General features: G+C 68.7%; 18 protein-coding genes and 1 riboswitch. Of the genes, 16 read left to right on the top strand and 2 right to left on the bottom strand.

Annotated features, from left to right (window positions below):
• The first annotated feature begins 7 nt into the window (after positions 1-7).
• The 16 genes from AC3QLZ_RS06970 to AC3QLZ_RS06895 all read left to right on the top strand — a co-directional run bounded on the left by AC3QLZ_RS06970 (position 8) and on the right by AC3QLZ_RS06895 (position 16,286).
• Complete coding sequence (locus AC3QLZ_RS06970; protein ID WP_014235184.1) at positions 8-1,198, top strand: glycosyltransferase family 4 protein; 1,191 nt, start codon at positions 8-10, stop codon at positions 1,196-1,198.
• Positions 1,195-2,124, top strand: a complete 930-nt coding sequence (locus tag AC3QLZ_RS06965) for a glycosyltransferase family 2 protein (RefSeq protein WP_014235183.1) — start codon at positions 1,195-1,197, stop codon at positions 2,122-2,124. The genes AC3QLZ_RS06970 and AC3QLZ_RS06965 overlap by 4 nt, the downstream gene beginning before the upstream one ends.
• On the top strand, positions 2,111-3,298 hold the full coding sequence (locus tag AC3QLZ_RS06960; RefSeq protein WP_014235182.1) for a glycosyltransferase family 4 protein: 1,188 nt from the start codon (positions 2,111-2,113) through the stop codon (positions 3,296-3,298). Before AC3QLZ_RS06965 ends, AC3QLZ_RS06960 begins: the two co-directional genes overlap by 14 nt.
• Positions 3,295-3,855 carry a sugar transferase gene (locus AC3QLZ_RS06955; protein WP_014235181.1) on the top strand — a complete coding sequence of 187 codons (561 nt, stop codon included), beginning with the start codon at positions 3,295-3,297 and terminating at the stop codon, positions 3,853-3,855. Before AC3QLZ_RS06960 ends, AC3QLZ_RS06955 begins: the two co-directional genes overlap by 4 nt.
• Before the next feature lie 11 nt (positions 3,856-3,866).
• Positions 3,867-4,571 (top strand): hypothetical protein, encoded by a 705-nt coding sequence (locus AC3QLZ_RS06950; RefSeq protein WP_014235180.1) that lies wholly within the window; start codon positions 3,867-3,869, stop codon positions 4,569-4,571.
• Between the two features lie 91 nt (positions 4,572-4,662).
• Positions 4,663-6,108, top strand: coding sequence for a pyruvate kinase (gene pyk / locus AC3QLZ_RS06945; RefSeq protein ID WP_014235179.1), 1,446 nt, complete (start codon positions 4,663-4,665; stop codon positions 6,106-6,108).
• 67 nt (positions 6,109-6,175) lie between these two features.
• Positions 6,176-6,371, top strand: a riboswitch (cobalamin riboswitch).
• A gap of 45 nt (positions 6,372-6,416) precedes the next feature.
• Positions 6,417-7,187 carry a 5,6-dimethylbenzimidazole synthase gene (gene bluB / locus AC3QLZ_RS06940; RefSeq protein ID WP_014235178.1) on the top strand — a complete coding sequence of 257 codons (771 nt, stop codon included), beginning with the start codon at positions 6,417-6,419 and terminating at the stop codon, positions 7,185-7,187.
• 198 nt (positions 7,188-7,385) lie between these two features.
• Entirely contained in the window at positions 7,386-8,450 is a 1,065-nt protein-coding gene (fba, locus tag AC3QLZ_RS06935; RefSeq protein ID WP_014235177.1) for a class II fructose-bisphosphate aldolase, read from the top strand.
• Positions 8,451-8,519: 69 nt separating this feature from the next.
• Positions 8,520-9,830, top strand: coding sequence for a DUF3422 family protein (locus AC3QLZ_RS06930; RefSeq protein WP_014235176.1), 1,311 nt, complete (start codon positions 8,520-8,522; stop codon positions 9,828-9,830).
• Between the two features lie 43 nt (positions 9,831-9,873).
• Positions 9,874-10,812: a phosphoribosylaminoimidazolesuccinocarboxamide synthase gene (locus AC3QLZ_RS06925; protein WP_014235175.1), complete on the top strand. Its 939-nt coding sequence runs from the start codon at positions 9,874-9,876 to the stop codon at positions 10,810-10,812.
• 165 nt (positions 10,813-10,977) lie between these two features.
• The gene (locus AC3QLZ_RS06920) at positions 10,978-11,748 is read left to right on the top strand and encodes a DUF2189 domain-containing protein (protein WP_014235174.1); all 771 of its coding nucleotides are present in this window, start codon (positions 10,978-10,980) and stop codon (positions 11,746-11,748) included.
• 111 nt (positions 11,749-11,859) lie between these two features.
• A complete protein-coding gene (locus tag AC3QLZ_RS06915; RefSeq protein ID WP_014235173.1) occupies positions 11,860-13,941 on the top strand; it encodes a M3 family metallopeptidase in 2,082 nt (693 codons plus the stop codon).
• Positions 13,942-13,975: 34 nt separating this feature from the next.
• A complete protein-coding gene (locus tag AC3QLZ_RS06910; protein WP_014235172.1) occupies positions 13,976-14,485 on the top strand; it encodes a glutaredoxin family protein in 510 nt (169 codons plus the stop codon).
• A gap of 6 nt (positions 14,486-14,491) precedes the next feature.
• Positions 14,492-15,265, top strand: a complete 774-nt coding sequence (gene xth / locus AC3QLZ_RS06905) for an exodeoxyribonuclease III (RefSeq protein ID WP_014235171.1) — start codon at positions 14,492-14,494, stop codon at positions 15,263-15,265.
• Positions 15,266-15,290: 25 nt separating this feature from the next.
• Positions 15,291-15,959: a Crp/Fnr family transcriptional regulator gene (locus AC3QLZ_RS06900; protein ID WP_014235170.1), complete on the top strand. Its 669-nt coding sequence runs from the start codon at positions 15,291-15,293 to the stop codon at positions 15,957-15,959.
• A gap of 135 nt (positions 15,960-16,094) precedes the next feature.
• Entirely contained in the window at positions 16,095-16,286 is a 192-nt protein-coding gene (locus AC3QLZ_RS06895; protein WP_014235169.1) for a YgaP family membrane protein, read from the top strand.
• 134 nt (positions 16,287-16,420) lie between these two features.
• Here the strand turns inward: AC3QLZ_RS06895 and AC3QLZ_RS06890 are convergent, their stop codons facing one another.
• Both AC3QLZ_RS06890 and AC3QLZ_RS06885 read right to left on the bottom strand, forming a co-directional pair.
• A complete protein-coding gene (locus AC3QLZ_RS06890; RefSeq protein WP_014235168.1) occupies positions 16,421-17,428 on the bottom strand; it encodes a hypothetical protein in 1,008 nt (335 codons plus the stop codon).
• Positions 17,429-17,466: 38 nt separating this feature from the next.
• On the bottom strand, positions 17,467-19,095 hold the full coding sequence (locus AC3QLZ_RS06885) for an NAD(P)/FAD-dependent oxidoreductase (protein WP_014235167.1): 1,629 nt from the start codon (positions 19,093-19,095) through the stop codon (positions 17,467-17,469).
• Positions 19,096-19,276 lie beyond the last annotated feature (181 nt).

Here is a 19,276-nt window from a genome sequence, read left to right as displayed (position 1 = left end):
CCGTCCCATGCGCATTCTCCTGACCAGCCCCACCTATCCACCCTTCAACAGCGGCCTGGGTAATGCCACGGCCCAGCAGGCGGCCGCCCTGGCCAGGGCCGGCCATGAGGTGGTGGTGGCAACCGGCGGCGATGTCCGTGGCAGCCGTCGGGACGAATGGGGCGTCCGCATCGAGACCTTTGCCGTCACCGGTGCTTCCTCCTGGCTGCAGCCGATCCGCGGCGATATGGGGAGCTATGTGGATTTCCTGCAGCAGCCCGGTTGGGATGTGGTGCTGCTCAACGCCTGGCAGAACTGGGCGACCGATCTGGCCCTGCGCCACCTCGACCGGATCGCCGGGCGCAAGTTCGTCTATAGCCATTGCATTTCCACCAACGTCTTCTTTGCACACCAGCCCCTGCGCTCTTTGCTCCGCTATCTGGCCTGGCGGCCCTACTGGTGGCGTCTGTCGCGCTTTATGCGGCGGCTGGATGGCGTCCTGTTCCTGGCCGGCGGCGGTACGGATTCCCGCTTCGACGACCTGGGGCTGGCCCGGCGTTGCGGTGTGCCGCTGCGGGTCGTGCCCAACAGCCTCTCTCCCGCGGCGGTGAAAGCCCTGGCGGTGGAACCGACCGCTCTGGAACAGCGGGACCGCCTGCTGGCGGTGGGCTCCTACCAATGGCAGAAGGGCTTTGATTTCGTCCTGCGGGCCTACGCCGCATCCGGGGCCCGCAACCGGATTCCCCTCCATCTCTTCGGTCAGCAGCACTCGGCCTACAGCGAGACGTTGCACAGCCTGGTCCGGGAGTTGGGACTCGACCCCGGCTGCGTGGTCTTTCACGAAGGGGTGTCCGGTGATGCCCTGGTGGCGGAATATGGCCGGGCCCGGCTGCTGCTCTCCGGTTCCCATACCGAATGCCAGCCCCTGGTGCTGCTCGACGCCAGCGCCCTTGGCACGCCCTTCGTCGCCCGCAGCACCGGCTGCATTGCCGGCATGCCTGGCGGCATGGCGGTCACCGACTGGCGCGAAATGGCCGCCCGGATCGACGCCCTGGAGCAGGACGAGGCCCAGTGGCAGGCCCTGAGCCGTGCCGGGCGCCAGGCCGCCCGGGATATCTACCACCCCGAGCCCGTCGCCAGGCAGCTGCTGGCGGTGCTGGCCGGGGAAAACGACATGATGGGGAGCGAGGGGCCGGCCCCCGCTCCGGAAAAGCTATGACAAATCCCCAGGTTCAGCCGCCGCTGGTGACGGTGGCCCTTTCCGTCTTCAATGGCGGTGCCGTGCTGGAAGCCTCCGTACGCTCCGTCGTCAATCAGTCCTTCACCGACTGGGAACTGCTGATCCTCGACGACGGTTCGAAGGATGGCGCCATCGACCGTCTGCCCTTTCTTGCCGACCCCCGCATCATCGTCGTGCGGGACGGCCATAACCGGGGTCTCTCCGGCCGCCTCAACCAGGCGGTCACTCTGGCCCGGGGGCGCTACTTCGCCCGCATGGATCACGACGACCTCTGCCATCCGCAGCGCTTTGCCCGCCAGGTGGCTTTTCTCGAGGCCCATCCCGAAGTGGACCTGCTGGCGGCCGAGTGCATCACCATGGACGAGTCGGAGCGCCTGAACGGCACCCTGCCGGCGGCCACCGACCACGACAGCATCTGCCGTCGTCCCTGGCAGGGCTTCCCCATGCCCCACCCGACCTGGATGGGGCGTATCGAGTGGTTCCGCCGTCATCCTTACCAGGACCCGGGTCCCTATTGCTGCGAAGACAACGAACTGCTGCTGCGGGCCCACCGGCAGAGCCGTTACCACACGCTGCCGGAACGTCTGCTGGCCTATCGGGTGCGCAGCCACACTCCCTGGCTCAAGCTGTGGAAGACCCGGGTGGCCCTGCTGCGGGCCCAGCTCGGGTACTTCTCCCGGCAGGGGCAATGGGGCAGTGCCCTGCTGTGCTGTGTCACGGCGGCAGCCCGCGTCGCAAGGGACTCCTGGCGCGAACTCGGCCATTGCCTGCGGCCCGGGGCCGAGGTCCACTGGGGGGCTGCGGCACCGGAGGGCGAGCGCCGTGAATGGGAGCGTCTGATCCAGGCGCTCAAACAAGGGGGCGGCAAGGCCGCACCTGGAGGGGAGGGCGATGAACCTGCCTGATCCGGCTGGCGATGGCCGGGCGGCCAAGCCCGCCATCATGTTCGTGGCCACCACTCCCTTTGCCGTCAATGCCTTCCTGGCCACTCATCTGGAGACTCTGGCCCGGCATTACCGCATCACCCTGTGCGTCAATCTCCAGGCCTATGAACTGCTGCCGGCCCTGGCCCGACAGGTGGAGGTCCGGCACATTCCCTTCGTGCGCAAGATCGCACCCTGGGACGACTTGCGTACCCTGTTGCAGTTGCTGGCCGTAGTGCGCCAGGTGCGGCCCGCCGTCATCCACAGCATCACGCCCAAGGCCGGGCTGCTGGCCATGCTGGCCGGTTTCCTGGCACGGGTGCCGCATCGCTGGCACACCTTCACCGGACAGGTCTGGGCCACCCGGCAGGGACTGGGGCGCCGTCTGCTTAAGGCCATGGACCGCCTGATCGTTCTGCTGGCTTCCCGGGTCTTCGCCGACAGCGCCTCTCAATGCCGGCTGTTGCGCGATGAGGGAGTGGTCAGTGGCGACGGCATCGGCATGCTCGGCGCCGGCTCCATCGCCGGTGTGGACCTGCAGCGTTTCCATCCGGACGGGGCATTCCGCATCGCCTTGCGCCAGGAGGTCGGTTGCCAGCCGGCTGCCTGCGTCTTTCTCTTCGTCGGCCGTCTGGCCCGGGACAAGGGCGTGTTCGACCTGGTCAGGGCTTTCGCCCAGGCCGCCCGGTCGGCGCCCGGCATGGAACTGTGGGTGGTCGGGCCCAACGAGGAGGGCCTGCTGCCAGCCTTGCAGCAGGCCGCTGCCGATTGCCCGGCCCCCATCCGCTGGCTTGGCGCCACGCCGACGCCCGAGCGCTTCATGGCGGCGGCCGATGTGCTGGTCCTGCCCAGCTACCGGGAAGGCTTCGGCTCCGTCATCATCGAGGGGGCCGCCTGCGGCATTCCGGCGCTGGCCTATCGCATCGACGGCGTCATCGACGCGGTGGCGGATGGGGTCAGCGGCGAACTGGTGGCCGTCGGGCAGGTGGAGGCCCTGGCCGCCGCCATGGTGCGGCTGGCCACCGACGACGAGCGGCGCCAGACCCTGGGCCGGCAGGCCCGGGCACGGGCGGAGGGCGATTTCAGCAGCCGCACGGTGACGGCGGCCTGGCTCGACTACTATCAAACCCAGCTGGATAAAGGAATGCATCCGTGAAGCGCCTGTTCGACCTCCTGCTCGGCCTGCTGGCCCTGGCCGTGCTGTTGCTGCCCCTGCTGCTGGTGTCCCTGCTGGTGCGTTTCACCTCCCCCGGGCCGGTGCTTTACTGGAGCGACCGGGTGGGGCGGCACAACCGCATCTTCAAGATGCCCAAGTTCCGCAGCATGCGGGTGGGCACGCCGGCGGTGGCCACCCATCTGCTGACGGACCCCAAGGCCTACCTGACGCCGGTGGGCTCCTTCCTGCGCAAGTCCAGCCTGGACGAGCTGCCCCAGCTGTGGAGCATCCTCAAGGGCGACATGAGTTTCGTCGGTCCCCGGCCGGCCCTGTACAACCAGGACGACCTGATCGCCCTGCGCACCGAGGCCGGCGTGCATGAGCTGGTGCCCGGCCTTACCGGCTGGGCCCAGGTGAACGGGCGGGACGAGCTGCCCATTCCCCAGAAGGTGGCCCTGGATGCGGAATACCTGCGCCGGCGCTCCCTCGCCTTCGATTGCCGCATCATCTGGCTGACCTTCCTCAAGGTGGTGCAGCGGGACGGCGTTTCCCACTGAGGCGGCGGGCGATGGTCTCCCCGCGCCAGCCGTTCGACGCCAGTCTGCTGCATGAGGCCGGCCTCAACCTGCAGGCCGTCTTTGACGTGGCGGCCCTGCCGGTGGAGGTTGCCGCCGTCCTGGAGCGGGCCGCCCCGGGCCACGGCCGGCGCCAGCTGATCCTGCTGGGCCACGGCGGCCGCCGCCTGTGGCAGGCGGTGCAGGCCGCCGGGCTGGATTCGGACCATCCCATCGACGATTTCACCATTGCCAGCGTGGGCCGCTGGTTTGCCGCCGTCTGTCCCGGCCGGGACTTCCACCTGCTCTATCCCGGCGATGCGCCGGTGGGGCTGCAGCAGCTGGGGCGGCTGGCGGGCTGGCACCATCCCTCGCCCTTCATGGTCGGGGTGCGGCAGCAGTGGGGCTCCTGGTATGCCTACCGGGCGGCCCTGCTGGCGGACAGCGACTTCCCGCCGACGCCGCCCCTGCAGGAAGCCTCGCCCTGTGCCAGCTGCGCGCCCCGGGTCTGCATCGAGGCCTGTCCGGCCGGCGCCCTGGCTGGCGGCCGTTTCGACCTGGCCGCCTGCGTCGCCTGGCGCCGGCAGCCCGCCTCGCCCTGCCGCCATACCTGCCTGGCCCGGCTGGCCTGCCCGGTGGGCCGGGAGCACCGCTACGAGCCGGCCCAGATCCGCCACACCTACGCCCAATCGCTGGCGGCCATCGAGGCCTACTATTGAAGCGCCCCGGCGCCGGGAAATGGCCTGGGGGCCAGCGACGGCGGGGAGGCTGCGCTAGAATGGCCGGACAGACCAACAACAGGAACCCGCCATGGCCCGCCATACCAAGATCGTCGCCACCCTCGGCCCCGCTTCCACCGATCCCGTCACCCTGGAGCGCCTGATCCGCGCCGGCGTGGACGTGGTGCGCATGAACTTCTCCCACGGCACCGCCGAGGACCACATGGCCCGGGCCCGCACCGTGCGCGAGATTTCCGCCAAGGTGGGGCGGCCGGTGGGCATCCTGGGTGACCTGCAGGGGCCGAAGATCCGCGTCGGCAAATTCGAGAACGGCAAGATCCAGCTGGAGAAGGGCGACAAGTTCATCCTCGACGCCAACTGTGCCCTGGGCAACCAGGAGCGGGTCGGCCTGGACTACAAGGACCTGCCCCGGGACGTGGAGCCCGGCGCCGTGCTGCTGCTGGACGACGGCCGCATCGTGCTCGACGTGGAGCGGGTGATCGGTGCCGAAATCCACACCGTGGTGCGCCACGCCGGCGAGCTGTCCAACAACAAGGGCATCAACCGCCAGGGCGGCGGCCTTTCCGCCCCGGCCCTGACTGCCAAGGACATGGACGACATCAAGACGGCGGCCCAGATCGGCGTCGATTACATCGCCGTCTCCTTCCCCAAGAGCGCCGCCGACATGTACATGGCGCGCCAGCTGATGCGGGCCGCCGGCAGCCGCGCCCTGACCATCGCCAAGATCGAGCGCACCGAGGCCGTGGCGGCCCTGGATGAAATCCTTGACGCCTCCGACGGCGTCATGGTGGCCCGGGGCGACCTGGCCGTGGAAGTGGGCGATGCCGCCGTGCCGGCCCTGCAGAAGAAGATGATTCGCCACGCCCGGGAGAAGAACAAGCTGGCCATCACCGCCACCCAGATGATGGAATCCATGATCCAGTCGCCGGTGCCGACCCGGGCCGAAGTGTCCGACGTGGCCAATGCGGTGCTGGACGGCACCGACGCGGTGATGCTTTCCGCCGAGACCGCCAGCGGCCGCTATCCGGTGGAAACCGTGGAATCCATGGCCCGGGTCTGCATCGAGGCCGAGCGTTCCGCCGAGGTGACCCTGGACCGGGAATTCCTCGACCGGGTGTTCACCCGCATCGACCAGTCCGTGGCCATGGCCGCCATCTGGACCGCCCACCACCTCAAGGTGAAGGCCATCGCCGCCCTGTCGCAATCCGGTTCCACCGCCCTGTGGATGAGCCGCCTCAACTGCGGCGTGCCGGTCTATGCCCTGACGCCGGATGCGGAGGCCCAGACCAAGATGTCCCTCTACCGGGAAGTGACGCCCCTGCTCATGAGCCAGCAGCATTCGGACCGGGACGTGCTGCTCTACGAAGCCGAGCAGCTGCTGATGCAGAACGGCGCCGTGGCCAAGGGCGACCTTATCGTGCTGACCATCGGCGAGCCCATCGGCACCCCGGGGGGCACCAACACCCTGAAGATCGTCCGCGTCGGCGAGCACCAGATGCCGCCCCTGCGGGCCTGATAGGGCCCTCGCGGGCCTCGGGCCTGAATCCGCCGGCTCTGTTAAAATTCCCGTCGCCCCGGTCCGCCGGGGCGAATCGTCTCCGGGTGCCCGCAAGGGAGAATCGGGAACGCGGTGCGGCAGGCCTTGGGGCCGCCCATTCCGCGACGTGCCCAACGCTGTGAGGGGGACTGGGCCGGCAGATGCCACTGATCCGCGGATCGGGAAGGCGCCGGCGCAGAGTGATCCCGAGTCAGAAGACCGGCCAGGAGACCCTTTCCGGCACGCACGGCCAGGCGCGCCGCCACCGATCTTCTGAAGGGGACTCCATGAAGACCGACCCCACCGTCAACAAAGTCATCTCCCTCGCCGGCTACCAGAACGAACACGAGTTCTCCGACGCCGCCCGGGACGCCATCTACCACGCCATCTTCTCCCGCCGCGACGTGCGCGGCCAGTTCCTGCCCGACCCGGTGCCCCAGGAGGTGCTGGCCCGGGTCCTCACCGCCGCCCATTTCGCCCCTTCCGTCGGCTACATGCAGCCCTGGAGTTTCCTCCTGGTGCGGGAGGCGGAGACCAAGGCCCGCATCCACGCCGCCTTCCAGCAGGCCAACCAGGAGGCGGCGGAGAAATTCGAGGGCGAGCGCCAGGCCATCTACAAGGAACTGAAGCTGGAGGGCATCCGGGAAGCGCCCATCAACCTGCTCATCACCTGCGACCGGGACCGGGCCGGCCCGGTGGTCATCGGCCGCACCCACATCAAGGCCATGGACCTCTATTCCAGCGTCTGCGCCGTGCAGAACCTGTGGCTGGCGGCCCGCAGCGAAGGCCTGGGGGTGGGCTGGGTCTCCATCTTCCACCAGCAGGCCCTGCGCGACATCCTGGGCCTGCCGCCGCGCATCATCCCGGTGGCCTACCTGTGTCTGGGCTACGTCAGCCACTTCAAGGAAAAGCCGGAGCTGGAAAGCGCCGGCTGGCGCCAGCGCCTGCCCCTGGCCGACCTGGTGTACGACGGCCAGTGGGAAAAGCCGGTGGAGGAGGAGCTGCGCCAGGTCCTCAGCGAGCACCAGGCCAGGGCCCAGGAAAAACGCCGCTTCTAGGCATGCCTGCCTGAAGAGGGCCGTGGTTTGGGCGTCTCCGGCGCCCTGGTCGCGGCCTTTGTCTTTCTTTTGCTGCCCGGTGGTCGCAGTACTCGCCCGGGGGGCAAAGCCACGATAAAATCACGGTCTTTCCCGAGCGCCACGACAGCGGGCGCCGATCACGCCAGAACAAACCGCATTGCCCATTGGAGGAACACCATGCCCATCGTATCCATGCGCCAGCTCCTGGACCACGCCGCCGAGAACGGCTACGGTCTGCCCGCCTTCAACGTGAACAACATGGAACAGGTCTGGGCCATCATGGAGGCCGCCAATGAACTGAACGCCCCGGTGATCATGCAGGCCTCCGCCGGTGCCCGCAAATACGCCGGCGAAGCCTTCCTGCGCCACCAGATCCTCGCCGCCCTGGAAGCCTATCCCCACATTCCCGTGGTGATGCACCAGGACCACGGCCAGTCCCCCGCCGTCTGTATGGCCGCCATCAAGTCCGGCTTCTCCTCCGTGATGATGGACGGCTCCCTGCAGGAAGACGGCAAGAGCGTCGCCTCCTACGACTACAACGTGGCCGTGACCCAGGAAGTGGTGAAGTTCTCCCACGCCATCGGCGTCTCCGTCGAGGCCGAACTGGGCGTGCTCGGTTCCCTGGAAACCATGAAGGCCGACAAGGAAGACGGCCACGGCGCCGAAGGCCACATGACCCGGGAAGACCTGCTCACCGATCCGGACCAGGCCGCCGACTTCGTCGCCCGCACCAACTGCGACGCCCTGGCCATCGCCATCGGCACCAGCCACGGCGCCTACAAGTTCACCAAGAAGCCCACCGGCGACATCCTGGCCATCGACCGCATCAAGGAAATCCACGCCCGCATCCCCAACACCCACCTGGTGATGCACGGCTCCTCCTCCGTGCCCCAGGATCTGCTGGCCGAGATCCGGGAATTCGGCGGCGACATGAAGGAAACCTACGGCGTGCCCGTGGAAGAGATCGTGAACGGCATCAAGCACGGCGTGCGCAAGGTGAACATCGACACCGACATCCGCCTGGCCATGACCGGCGCCGTGCGTCGCTACCTGTTCGAGAACCCCTCCAAGTTCGATCCCCGCGACTTCCTCAAGCCCGCCCGGGAAGCCGCCAAGAAAATCTGCGTCGCCCGCTACCAGGCCTTCGGCTGCGAAGGCCGGGCCGGCCAGATCAAGCCCATCTCCCTGGAGAAGATGGCCGAGCGCTACAAGAAGGGCGAGCTGAACCAGATCGTCAAGTAAGGCGGTCCGCCTTCCCAACCGCTGCCAGGCGCCGGATACTTCTCCGGCGCCCTTTTATTTTTATCCGCCATGACCCTGCCCCTCGCCGAACACCCGCTGCGCCAGCGCCTCAATGACGAGGTCCATGCCCGCCCGCCCATGGCCCTGGAAGGGCCGGAGTGGATCAGCTACCTGGCGGTGCTGCACGAAGGCACCGAGGCAGCGGCCGAAGAAGCCCATCTGCAGCGCCTCTGCGCCGCCCTGGGGGCCAATCTCTGCCCCGTCATCCAGGGCGACCACTGGGTCATGGACGCGGGCCGCCTGCGCCTCAAGTGGGAGCGGCACAACGAATTTTCCGGCTACACCTTCTTCCTCGCCCGGGAACCCGGCGACGCCCCCGACACCACCGCCATCTCCGCCCTGCCGGCGGACTGGCTGGCGGGCCTGCCCGGCTCGGTGATGGTGGCCACCCATGTGGAATTCCGCTCCGCCGCCGACCTGGACCCGGAAGAGCTGCTGGCCGACCTGCACCGCTCCGGCGACTCCTGGGTCGCCACCACGGTGGCTGACGGTGCCGCCTGGGTCGCCTCCGATTTCCAGCTGCACGACGGCTGGAGCCGTTTCCTGGTGCTGGACGAGCGCCTGCGCCACCGCCAGGCCGGGCGCACGGTGCAGCGCCTGCTGGAGATCGAGACCTACCGCATGATGGCCCTGCTGGCCTTCCCGGTGGCCAAGGAGGTGAGCCGCCTGCTGGCCCGGGCCGAGGGCGAGGTGGCCGACCTCATGGACCGCATGGGCGAGGCCCGCGGCCCCGAGGACGAGCGCCTGCTCCTGGCCCGCCTGACCCGGCTGGCGGCGGAGATCGAACGCTCGGTGACCCGCACCGCCTTCCGCTTCGGCGCCGCCGAGGCCTACTACGCCCTGGTGCAGCAGCGGGTGCGGGAACTGCGGGAACACCGCCTCAACGGCTTCCCCCCCATTTCCGAATTCATGGACCGGCGCCTGGCCCCGGCCATCAACACCTGTCTTTCCGTGGCCCGGCGCCAGACCGACCTGTCCACCCGCATCGCGCGCAAGAGCGCCCTGCTGCGCACCCGGGTCGATATCGAACTGGAGCGCCAGAACCAGCAGCTGCTGGGGCAGATGAACCGCCGCGCCAAGCTGCAGCTGCGCCTGCAGGAAACGGTGGAAGGCCTGTCCGTGGTGGCCATCACCTACTACGCCTCCCAGCTGGTCAGCTACCTGGCCAAGGGCCTGTCCAAGACCGTGCTGCCCCACCTGTCGCCGGAAATCGCCTCCGCCGTCTCCATCCCCCTCATCGCCGCCGTCGTCGCCGTCAGCATCCGCCGCATGCGCCGCGCCCTGGCTGCCGAGGAGCTGGAGCAGGGCGAAGGCCACTGATCCTTTATAATCCGTTTTTTCCCCTCTTTTTCGGGACCCTGCCGTGACCGCTCCCCTTTTTGAATCCACCATCACCAGCCTGCCCCTCGTCGCCCGGGGCAAGGTGCGCGACATCTATTCCGTCGATGCCGACCACCTGCTGATCGTCACCACCGACCGGCTCTCCGCCTTCGACGTGATCCTGCCGGACCCCATCCCCGACAAGGGCAAGGTGCTGACCCAGGTGGCCAATTTCTGGTTCGAGAAGCTGGGCCACATCCTGCCCAGCCAGCTCTCCGGCATCGCCCCCGAATCCGTGGTCAAGCCCGAAGAGCGGTCCCAGGTGGAAGGCCGCGCCCTGGTGGTGAAGCGCTTGAAGCCCCTGCCCATCGAGGCCGTGGTGCGCGGCTACCTGATCGGTTCCGGCTGGAAGGACTACCAGGCCACCGGCGCCGTCTGCGGCATCCAGCTGCCCGCCGGCCTGCAGATGGCGGCCAAGCTGCCCGAGCCCATCTTCACCCCGGCCACCAAGGCCGACGTGGGCGACCACGACATCAACATCTCCTACGAGGAATCCAAGGTGCGCTGCGCCGAGCACCTGGCCGCCGACCTGGCGGGCACCGGCAAGACCGGCGCCCAGCTGGCCGAGGAAGCGAAGAACGCCGCCATCGCCCTGTACTCCGAGGCTTCCGCCTATGCCCGCACCCGGGGCATCATCATCGCCGACACCAAGTTCGAGTTCGGCATCGACAAAGCCGGCACCCTGCACCTCATCGACGAGGCCCTGACCCCCGATTCCTCCCGCTTCTGGCCCGCCGACGGCTACGCCGAAGGCATCAGCCCCCCCAGCTTCGACAAGCAGTTCGTCCGCGACCACCTGGAAACCCTGACCTGGTGGGACAAGAAGGCTCCCGGTCCGCAGCTGCCGGCCGAGGTCATCGAAAAGACCGCCGCCAAGTATCGCGAAGCCTACGAGCGCCTTACCGGCCAGACCATGGCCTGATCGGGCCGGACTGCCGCGGGCCGCACCGCTTGTGCCGGTCGGCCTGGGCTTCCCCAAAAGGGGCGGGAGATTCTCCCGCCCCTTTTGTTTTTGCCGGCCGGAAACCCGGACGGGCAGTTGCGGTCCAACCCATGTCCCCGCTCCAACCCTGAGAAGGAGATCATCATGGACATCCTGCACTCCCCCGTTCATCACGACCTGCCCCGGGTGCGCCACGTGGCCTGGTCCCGTCCCTTCCACTGGCTGGCCGGCGGCCTGCGGGACCTCTCCCGGCGGCCCGCCCTGAGCCTCTCCCTGGGTGCCCTGTTCGCCATCGGCGGCCTGTGCATCTTCGCCCTGGCCCAGGGCCGGCCCGAACTGCTGCTGGCGGCCGTCTCCGGCTTCCTCTTGGTAGGGCCTCTGCTGGCCGTGGGCTTCTACGAGATCAGCCGCCGCATCGCCGGCGGCGACCGGCTCGACGCCGCCGCCGTGGCCCATTCCCTGGCCGCCCGCTGGCGCCCCCTGGCCCTCTACGGCCTCTTCCTGGCCGCCATCTACTTCATCTGGGCCCAGCTGACCACGGCCCTGGTGGCCTATCTGCTGGGCAGCGAGTGGATCTGGGGCTTCGAGGAACTGGCCCGGGAAATCTTCCTCTCCGGCCGCCACCCCAACCTGGCCGCCATCTGGACCCTCAGCGGCGCCACCCTGGCCGCGGTGACCTTCCTGCTCTCGGTGGTGACGGCGCCCCTGCTGCTGGACCGGGAGGTGGAGGTGCACCACGCCATGGCCACCAGCATCAACGTGGTGGCGACCAATCTGCCGGCCATGCTGCTGTGGTCCTTCCTCATCGTCAGCCTGACCCTGTTCGGCTTCGTCACCCTGATGGCCGGTCTGGTGCTGATCATGCCCCTGCTGGGCCACGCCACCTGGCATGCCTACGCGGACCTTGTAGAATAGGCGCCAGACCCCATCTGCAAGAACAGACGTCCAGTTTCAGCGCCAGCCCACGGGCGGCCCAGGCCGCCCGTTTTTGTTGCCCCTACCGATAACATCTCCAGAGAACAGCCCATGAGCGCCAATCCCCTTCTTGCCACCGTCGGCCAGCCCCGTGCCGTGCTGCCGCCCTTCGACCGCATCGAGCCGGCCCACGTGCGGCCCGCCATCGAGCAGCTGCTGGCCGACAGCCGGGCCCTGGTGGCGCGCCTCACCGCCGCCGCCGTGCCGGCCACCTGGGACGATTTCGCGGCGCCCCTCAACGACGGCATCGAGCACCTCTCCTGGGCCTGGGGCATCGTCGGCCACCTGCACGGCGTCAATGACGTGCCCGAATGGCGCGAGGCCTACAACGATCTGCTGCCGGAGGTGACCCGCTTCTTCAGCGAACTGGGCCAGAACCTGGCCCTTTTCGAGAAGTACAAGGCCCTGGCCGCCTCTCCCGAATTCGCCGGCCTTTCCCCGGCCCGCAAGAGAATCCTGCACAACGAGATCCGCGACTTCCGCCTTTCCGGCGCCGAGCTGCCGGAAGCGCAGAAGCCCCGCTTCCAGGCCATCCAGGAAGAACTGGCCAGCCTCTCCGCCAAGTTCTCGGAAAACCTGCTGGACGCCACCAACGCCTTCGCCGAATTCGTGACCGACGAGGCCGAACTGGCGGGCCTGCCGGAAGACGTGCAGGCCGCCGCCCGGGCCGCCGCCGAGAGGGACGGAAAGAGCGGGGAGGGCAAGGCCGGCTGGAAATTCACCCTGCACGCCCCCTCCTACATGCCGGTGATGCAGTACGCCGAGAGCCGCCGCCTGCGCCAGGCCATGTACCGGGCCTACGCCACCCGGGCCGCCGAGTTCACCGACGGCAGCAGCAAGGCCGAGTGGGACAACACCCCCCTGATCCGCCGCATCCTGGAACTGCGGGCCGAAGAGGCCAAGATGCTGGGCTTCGACACCTTCGCCCAGGTTTCCCTGGTGCCCAAGATGGCCGACAGTCCGGAACAGGTGCTGGCCTTCCTCAACGACCTGGCGGTGAAGGCCAAGCCTTTCGCCGAGAAGGACCTGGCCGAGCTGAAGGCCTTCGCCAAGGCCGAACTGGGCATGGACGAACTGGAACCCTGGGACATCGGCTGGGCTTCGGAAAAGCTCAAGCAGGCCCGCTACTCCTTCTCCGACGAGGAGGTGAAGCAGTATTTCCCCGAACCCAAGGTGCTGGGCGGCCTGTTCAAGGTCATCGAGTCCCTCTTCAACGTCAAGCTGAAGCCCGACGCGGCCCCCGTGTGGCATCCGGACGTGCGTTTCTTCCGCATCGAGACCGCTGCCGGCGAGCTGGTGGGCCAGTTCTACCTGGACCTCTACGCCCGGGAAACCAAGCGGGGCGGCGCCTGGATGGACGAAGCCATCACCCGCCGCGCCACCGCTGCCGGCATCCAGACCCCGGTGGCCTACCTCAACTGCAACTTCCCCGCTCCGGTGGGGAACAAGCCCGCCACCTTCAGCCACGACGACGTCATCACCCTCTTCCACGAGACCGGCCACGGCCTGCACCACCTGCTGACCCGGGTGGAGGAGCTGGGCGTCTCCGGCATCCACGGCGTCGAGTGGGATGCGGTGGAACTGCCCTCCCAGTTCATGGAGAACTACTGCTGGGAGTGGGAAGTGCTGCAGGGCATGACCGGCCACGTGGATTCCGGCGAGCCGTTGCCCCGGGCCCTCTACGACAAGATGCTGGCGGCCAAGAACTTCCACAGCGGCCTCATGACCGTGCGCCAGCTGGAATTCTCCCTCTTCGACCTGCGCATCCACCACGGCTTCGACCCCAAGGGCGAGCAGACCGTGCTGGACGTGCTGAACGAGGTGCGCCGGGAAGTGGCGGTGCTGATTCCCCCTGCCTGGCACCGCTTCCCCAACAGCTTCGGCCACATCTTCGCCGGCGGCTACGCGGCGGGCTACTTCAGCTACAAGTGGGCCGAGGTGCTGTCGGCCGATGTCTACGCCGCCTTCGAGGAGGCCGGCAATCCCTTCGACGGGGCCACTGGCAAGCGCTTCCTGGACGAGATCCTCTCCGTCGGCGGTTCCCGCCCGGCGATCGACTCCTTCAAGGCCTTCCGCGGCCGGGAACCCAGCGTGGATGCCCTGTTGCGGCACAATGGTATGATCCCCGCGTAATCCGGCCCAACACCGCTGTCGGGAGATTTTTGCCATGAAACTGCTGCTGTCCCTGCTCGTCGGCTGCCTGGCCTGGGGTGCCGCCCAGGCCCAGACCACCTACCGCTGGATCGACCCCCAGACCGGCCAGACGGTCTTTTCCGACAAGCCGCCCCCCGCCGGGGTCAAGCAGGTGAGCAAGAAGCAGCTGGGCGCTGCCGCCGAAGGGGAAGAGGGCAGCCTGCCCTACGCCACCCGCCGCGCCGTGGAGAATTTCCCGGTGGTGCTGTACACCAGCAGCGACTGCGTCGAGACCTGCCGCCTGGGGCGGGACCTGCTCAACGCCCGGGGCGTTCCCTTCCGCGAGAAGATGATCGCCACCCCGGAGGATTACGAAGAACTCAAGCGCGTGGCCGGCAGCGAGCCGGTCGTGCCCATTCTCATGGTCGGCAAGCAGACCACCCGGGGCGTAGACAGCGCCGCCTGGAACAATCTGCTGGACCTGGCCGGCTACCCCAAGACGGCCCCCTACGGTTTCAAGCCCCGGGGCGCCCTGGAGAAATAGTTGTCGATGAAGTTTGCCACCTGGAACGTCAATTCCCTCAAGGTCCGCCTGCCCCATCTGCTGGAGTGGCTGGCCAAGGAGGCCCCCGATGTGGTCTGCCTGCAGGAAACCAAGCTGGAGGACCACAATTTCCCCCAGGCCGAGATCGAGGCCGCCGGCTACCAGGTCGCCTTTTCCGGCCAGAAGACCTACAACGGCGTCGCCCTGCTTTCGCGCCAGCCCCTGGCCGAGGTGCAGCGGGGTAATCCCCATTACGACGATCCCCAGAAGCGCCTCATCGCCGCCACGGTTGATGGTGTGCGGGTGATCTGCGCCTATTTCCCCAACGGCCAGGAAGTGGGTAGCGACAAGTACGCCTACAAGCTGGAATGGCTGGCAGCCCTGGAAAAGTGGCTGGCCGAGGAACTGGCCGCCCATCCCCGACTGGTGCTGGCCGGCGACTTCAATATCGCCCCGGCCGATGCGGACGTGCACGACCCCCAGGCCTGGGCAGGCAAGATCCTCTGCTCCGAGCCGGAGCGGGCCGCCTGGCAGCGCCTGCTGGGCCTGGGCCTGAGCGACAGTTTCCGCCTCTTCGAGCAGCCGCCGGCCACCTTCTCCTGGTGGGATTACCGCATGGGCGGCTTCCGCCGCAACCTGGGCCTGCGCATCGACCACCTGCTGCTCTCCGCCCCCCTGGCGGCGGCCTGCAGCGCCGGGCGCATCGACAAGGAGCCCCGCACCTGGGAACGCCCGTCGGACCACGCCCCGGCCATCGCCGAAATCGGCCCCGTCGCCTGAAGCCCCAACCGGACCGCGCCCGACCATGGAACTGACCTCCGCCGGCCTGCTGGCCCTCTATCCCTCCCTGGCGGCCCTGCCGGCAGACCAGCTGGCCGCCCTGTGCCGGCCCGAGGCCCTGCTGCGGCTGCCCGCCGGTACCCAGCTGTTCGCCGAGCGCCAGCCCTGCCAGGGCTTCCCCCTGCTGCTGGAAGGCAGCATCAAGGTGGTGAAGACCGCCGCCAGCGGCCGGGAAATGCTGCTCTACCGGGTGGAGCCGGGGGAATCCTGCATCATCACCTCCAGCTGTCTCCTGGGCCATGCGCCCTATACCGCCCGGGGCGAGGCGGAAACGCCCATCACCCTGCTGATCCTGCCCAGCCCGGTGTTCGACCGGCTGGTGGCGGAGCAGGCCCGCTTCCGCGATTTCGTCTTCCACCTCTTTTCCGAGCGTCTGGCCGAACTGATGCAGCTGGTGGAGGAGGTGGCCTTCCACCGTCTCGACCAGCGCCTGGCCAAGCTGCTGCTGGCCAAGAACGGCGACACCCTGCACGCCACCCACCAGCAGCTGGCGGAAGAGCTGGGCAGCGTGCGGGAAATCGTCAGCCGGCTGCTGAAGGGCTTTGCTGCCCAGGGGCTGGTGGTCCTGGGGCGGGAACAGATCGGCATCCTGGACCGCAACGGCCTCAAGAGCCTGGCCGACGCCGCCCGCTGAAGGCCGGCGGCCGCCTGGGCCGGCCGTGGCCTGGGCGCCTCCGGGCGCCGCTCGCGGGTGTGTGACCCAGGTTACATACGCTTGCCCGGGACCCCGCTATGCTGGGAGGGTCAAAACTCACTGGAGGCAGCAAGCATGAAAGCAAACGTTGGCGGTATCGACAAAATCCTGCGCATCGTCGTCGGCCTGGCCCTGATCGCCTGGGCCATCCTGGGCGGCCCGGTGTGGGCCTGGATCGGCGTGGTGCCCCTGGCCACCGGCTTCATGGGCTGGTGCCCGGCCTACACCCTGCTGGGCATCAAGACCTGCCCGATGAAGAAGGACTGAGGGAGCTTTTCCCGCGGGAGTGGCCGAGCCGGAAGTTTTCTGCGCCGGTTCTCTCCCGTTTTCCCCGACAGGGCGCCGCTGGCGCCCTGTTTGTTTTTGTGGCGGCAGAAAATGGGGAAGGCGGCAGCAGGCGCCTAGAGCAGGCGCAGGGCCGAGTCGAAATCCAGATGGGGCGGCGCCACCTCGGCCCGGGGGATGGCGGCAGGGAAGGTGAGGCGCAGGGGGCGGCCGGGGCGGGCGATTTCCGTCAGGGCCACGGGGGCGGCATTGGTCGCCTGGGGTGCCGTCATCAGGTTCATGGGGTCGAGCCAGAGCACCGTGGGGCGGATGGGCAGGCTCTCCTCGGCCGCCGCCAGATGGGCCTGCAACTGTTCCAGGGTGGCCTCCAGCCAGCCGCTGCCGCTATGGGCGGCGGCCAGGGCGGCTTCGTTGTCGGCCAGCTGTTGGCGCAGCTGGGCCACGTCCTGGTGGTGGGCGCCTTCTGCTTCCAGGCCGTTGAGGCCGGCCCGGCTCTGGGCCATGAGTGCCAGGCGGTGCCGCAGCAGGCCGTGCTCCGCCTCCAGGGCCCGGCCCCGGGCCTTGCTGGCGGTGATTTCGGCCAGGGCGTCCAGCACCAGGGCTTCCAGCACCATCTCCTGGGTGCGCTGCTGCAGGGCCTGGGGGCTGGCGGAAAAGCCCACCAGGCGGAAGTCCCCGAAGCTGATGCTGTGCCGCTCCACGTCCCGGCGCAGCAGGTCCCCTTCCAGGGCGGTGCCCAGGGTGGTGTGCTGTTGCGGCGTGGCGGCGACGATGCAGTAGATGGTGTCGCCGCAGCCGTCGCCGCCGCTGTCGAGGAATTCCCGCAGGTCCGGGCTGGCGTTCACGGTGGCGGTGATGTCTTCGGGGCGGGCGAAGAGGGCCCGCAGCACCGGGCTGGCGGCCCAGCGGGAGGCTTGCAGGGGAATGCAGTCGGCCTGGCGGGCGGCGATGCTGCGGGCGTAGTCGAGGGCGTGGGCGACGGCCGGGGCGAGGCGCTCCCGGGCGCCGTGCATGGCCTGCAGGCGCGGATCGACGCCGGCCATGACCTGGTGGATGGCCTGTTGCAGGCCGTCGTCCGCCAGGTCGCTGTGGCGGGGGCCGAGCAGCCAGTCGAAAAAGCCCATGGCGTGCGCGTGAGCGGGATGCCGGCGGGCGCGGCCGCTCAGGCGGCGGGCCGGCCCACCATGTCCAGGGCCACGGCTTCGGCCACCTTGATGCCGTCCACCCCGGCGGAGAGGATGCCTCCGGCGTAGCCGGCGCCTTCGCCGGCCGGGTACAGGCCCCGGGTGTTGAGGCTCTGCAGGTCGTCGCCGCGCTTGATGCGGATGGGGGAGGAGGTGCGGGTCTCGACCCCGGTCATGACCGCGTCGGCCATGGCGAAGCCGCGGATCTGCCTGTCGAAGGCCGGCAGGGCTTCGCGCAGGGCCTGCACCACGTAGGAGGGCAGGCACTGGGAGAGATCGGTCCAGTGCACTCCCGGCGTGTAGGAGGGCTCGACCCCGCCCGGGGCGGTGGAGGGGCGCCCGGCGAGGAAGTCGCCGACCCGCTGGGCGGGGGCGGCGTAGGTGCCGCCGCCGGCTTCGAAGGCCTTCGATTCCCAGTGGCGCTGGAAGTCGATGCCGGCCAGGGGATGGCCCGGGTAGTCCGTCTCCGGCGCGATGCCGACGACGATGCCGCTGTTGGCGTTGCGCTCGTTGCGCGAATACTGGCTCATGCCGTTGGTCACCACCCGGCCCGGCTCCGAGGTGGCGGCCACCACGGTACCGCCGGGGCACATGCAGAAGCTGTAGGCGGAACGGCCGTTGCTGCAGTGGTGCACCAGCTTGTAGTCGGCGGCGCCGAGCAGGGGGTGGCCGGCGAAGGGGCCGAAGCGGGCCTTGTCGATGAGGGCCTGGGGATGCTCGATGCGCACTCCGATGGAGAAGGGCTTGGCCTCGATGTAGACGCCCTTGGCGTAGAGCATGTGGAAGGTGTCCCGGGCGCTGTGGCCCACGGCCAGCACCACATGGTCGCTGGGGATGCGCTCGCCGTCGGCCAGCACCACGCCGCGCACCTGGCCGTTGCCGGCGGCGTCCCGCTCGATCTCGATTTCCTCGACCCGGCAGCCGAAACGCACTTCGCCGCCCAGTTCGATGATGTTGGCCCGCATCTTCTCCACCATGCCCACCAGTCGGAAGGTGCCGATGTGGGGCTTGCTGATGTAGAGGATTTCCTCCGGCGCCCCGGCCTTGACGAACTCTTCCAGGACCTTGCGGCCGTGGTGCTGGGGATCCTTGATCTGGCTGTAGAGCTTGCCGTCGGAGAAGGTGCCGGCGCCGCCCTCGCCGAACTGCACGTTGGAATCCGGGTTCAGCTCGCCCTTGCGCCACAGGCCCCAGGTGTCCTTGGTGCGTTCCCGCACCGCCTTGCCCCGCTCCAGGATGATGGGCTTGAAGCCCATCTGGGCCAGCAGCAGGCCGGCAAAGAGGCCGCAGGGGCCGGTGCCGATGACCACGGGCCGCGTCGCCAGCTGGGCCGGGGCCCGGGCGACGAAGCGGTAGGTGGTGTCGGGGGAGGGCATGACGTGCTTGTCGCCGGCCAGGCGCTTGAGCACGGCGGCCTCGTCGCGCACTTCGGCGTCGATGGCGTAGATGAAGACGATGGCGGACTTCTTGCGCGCATCGAAGCTGCGGCGATAGACCGAATAACCCAGCAGGTCCCCGTCGGCGATGCCCAGACGCTGGCAGACGGCGCTGCGCAGGTCCGCTTCGGGGTGGTCCAGGGGGAGCTTGATTTCGGTCAGTCGTAGCATGGGATGAATCCGTAACACCGGGGGTGAGCCAAGGCCGCCATTTTACCCGCTTGGCCGGCGGCCCGCCGCGGCGGCAATGGCGTGGCGCCAGTAGTCGTCAGGGGGATGGGCTGGGAGGCAGAAAGGACGGGCCTGCCGGCGATGCCGTGCCCGGCAACCGCATCCCGCCTGCCTTTCCGGG

The sequence above is a fragment of the Azospira sp. MPR-LB4 genome, from assembly GCF_058809525.1.
The sequence above is the reverse complement of the archived record's forward strand: the minus strand, read 5'-3'. Positions and strand labels throughout refer to the sequence as shown.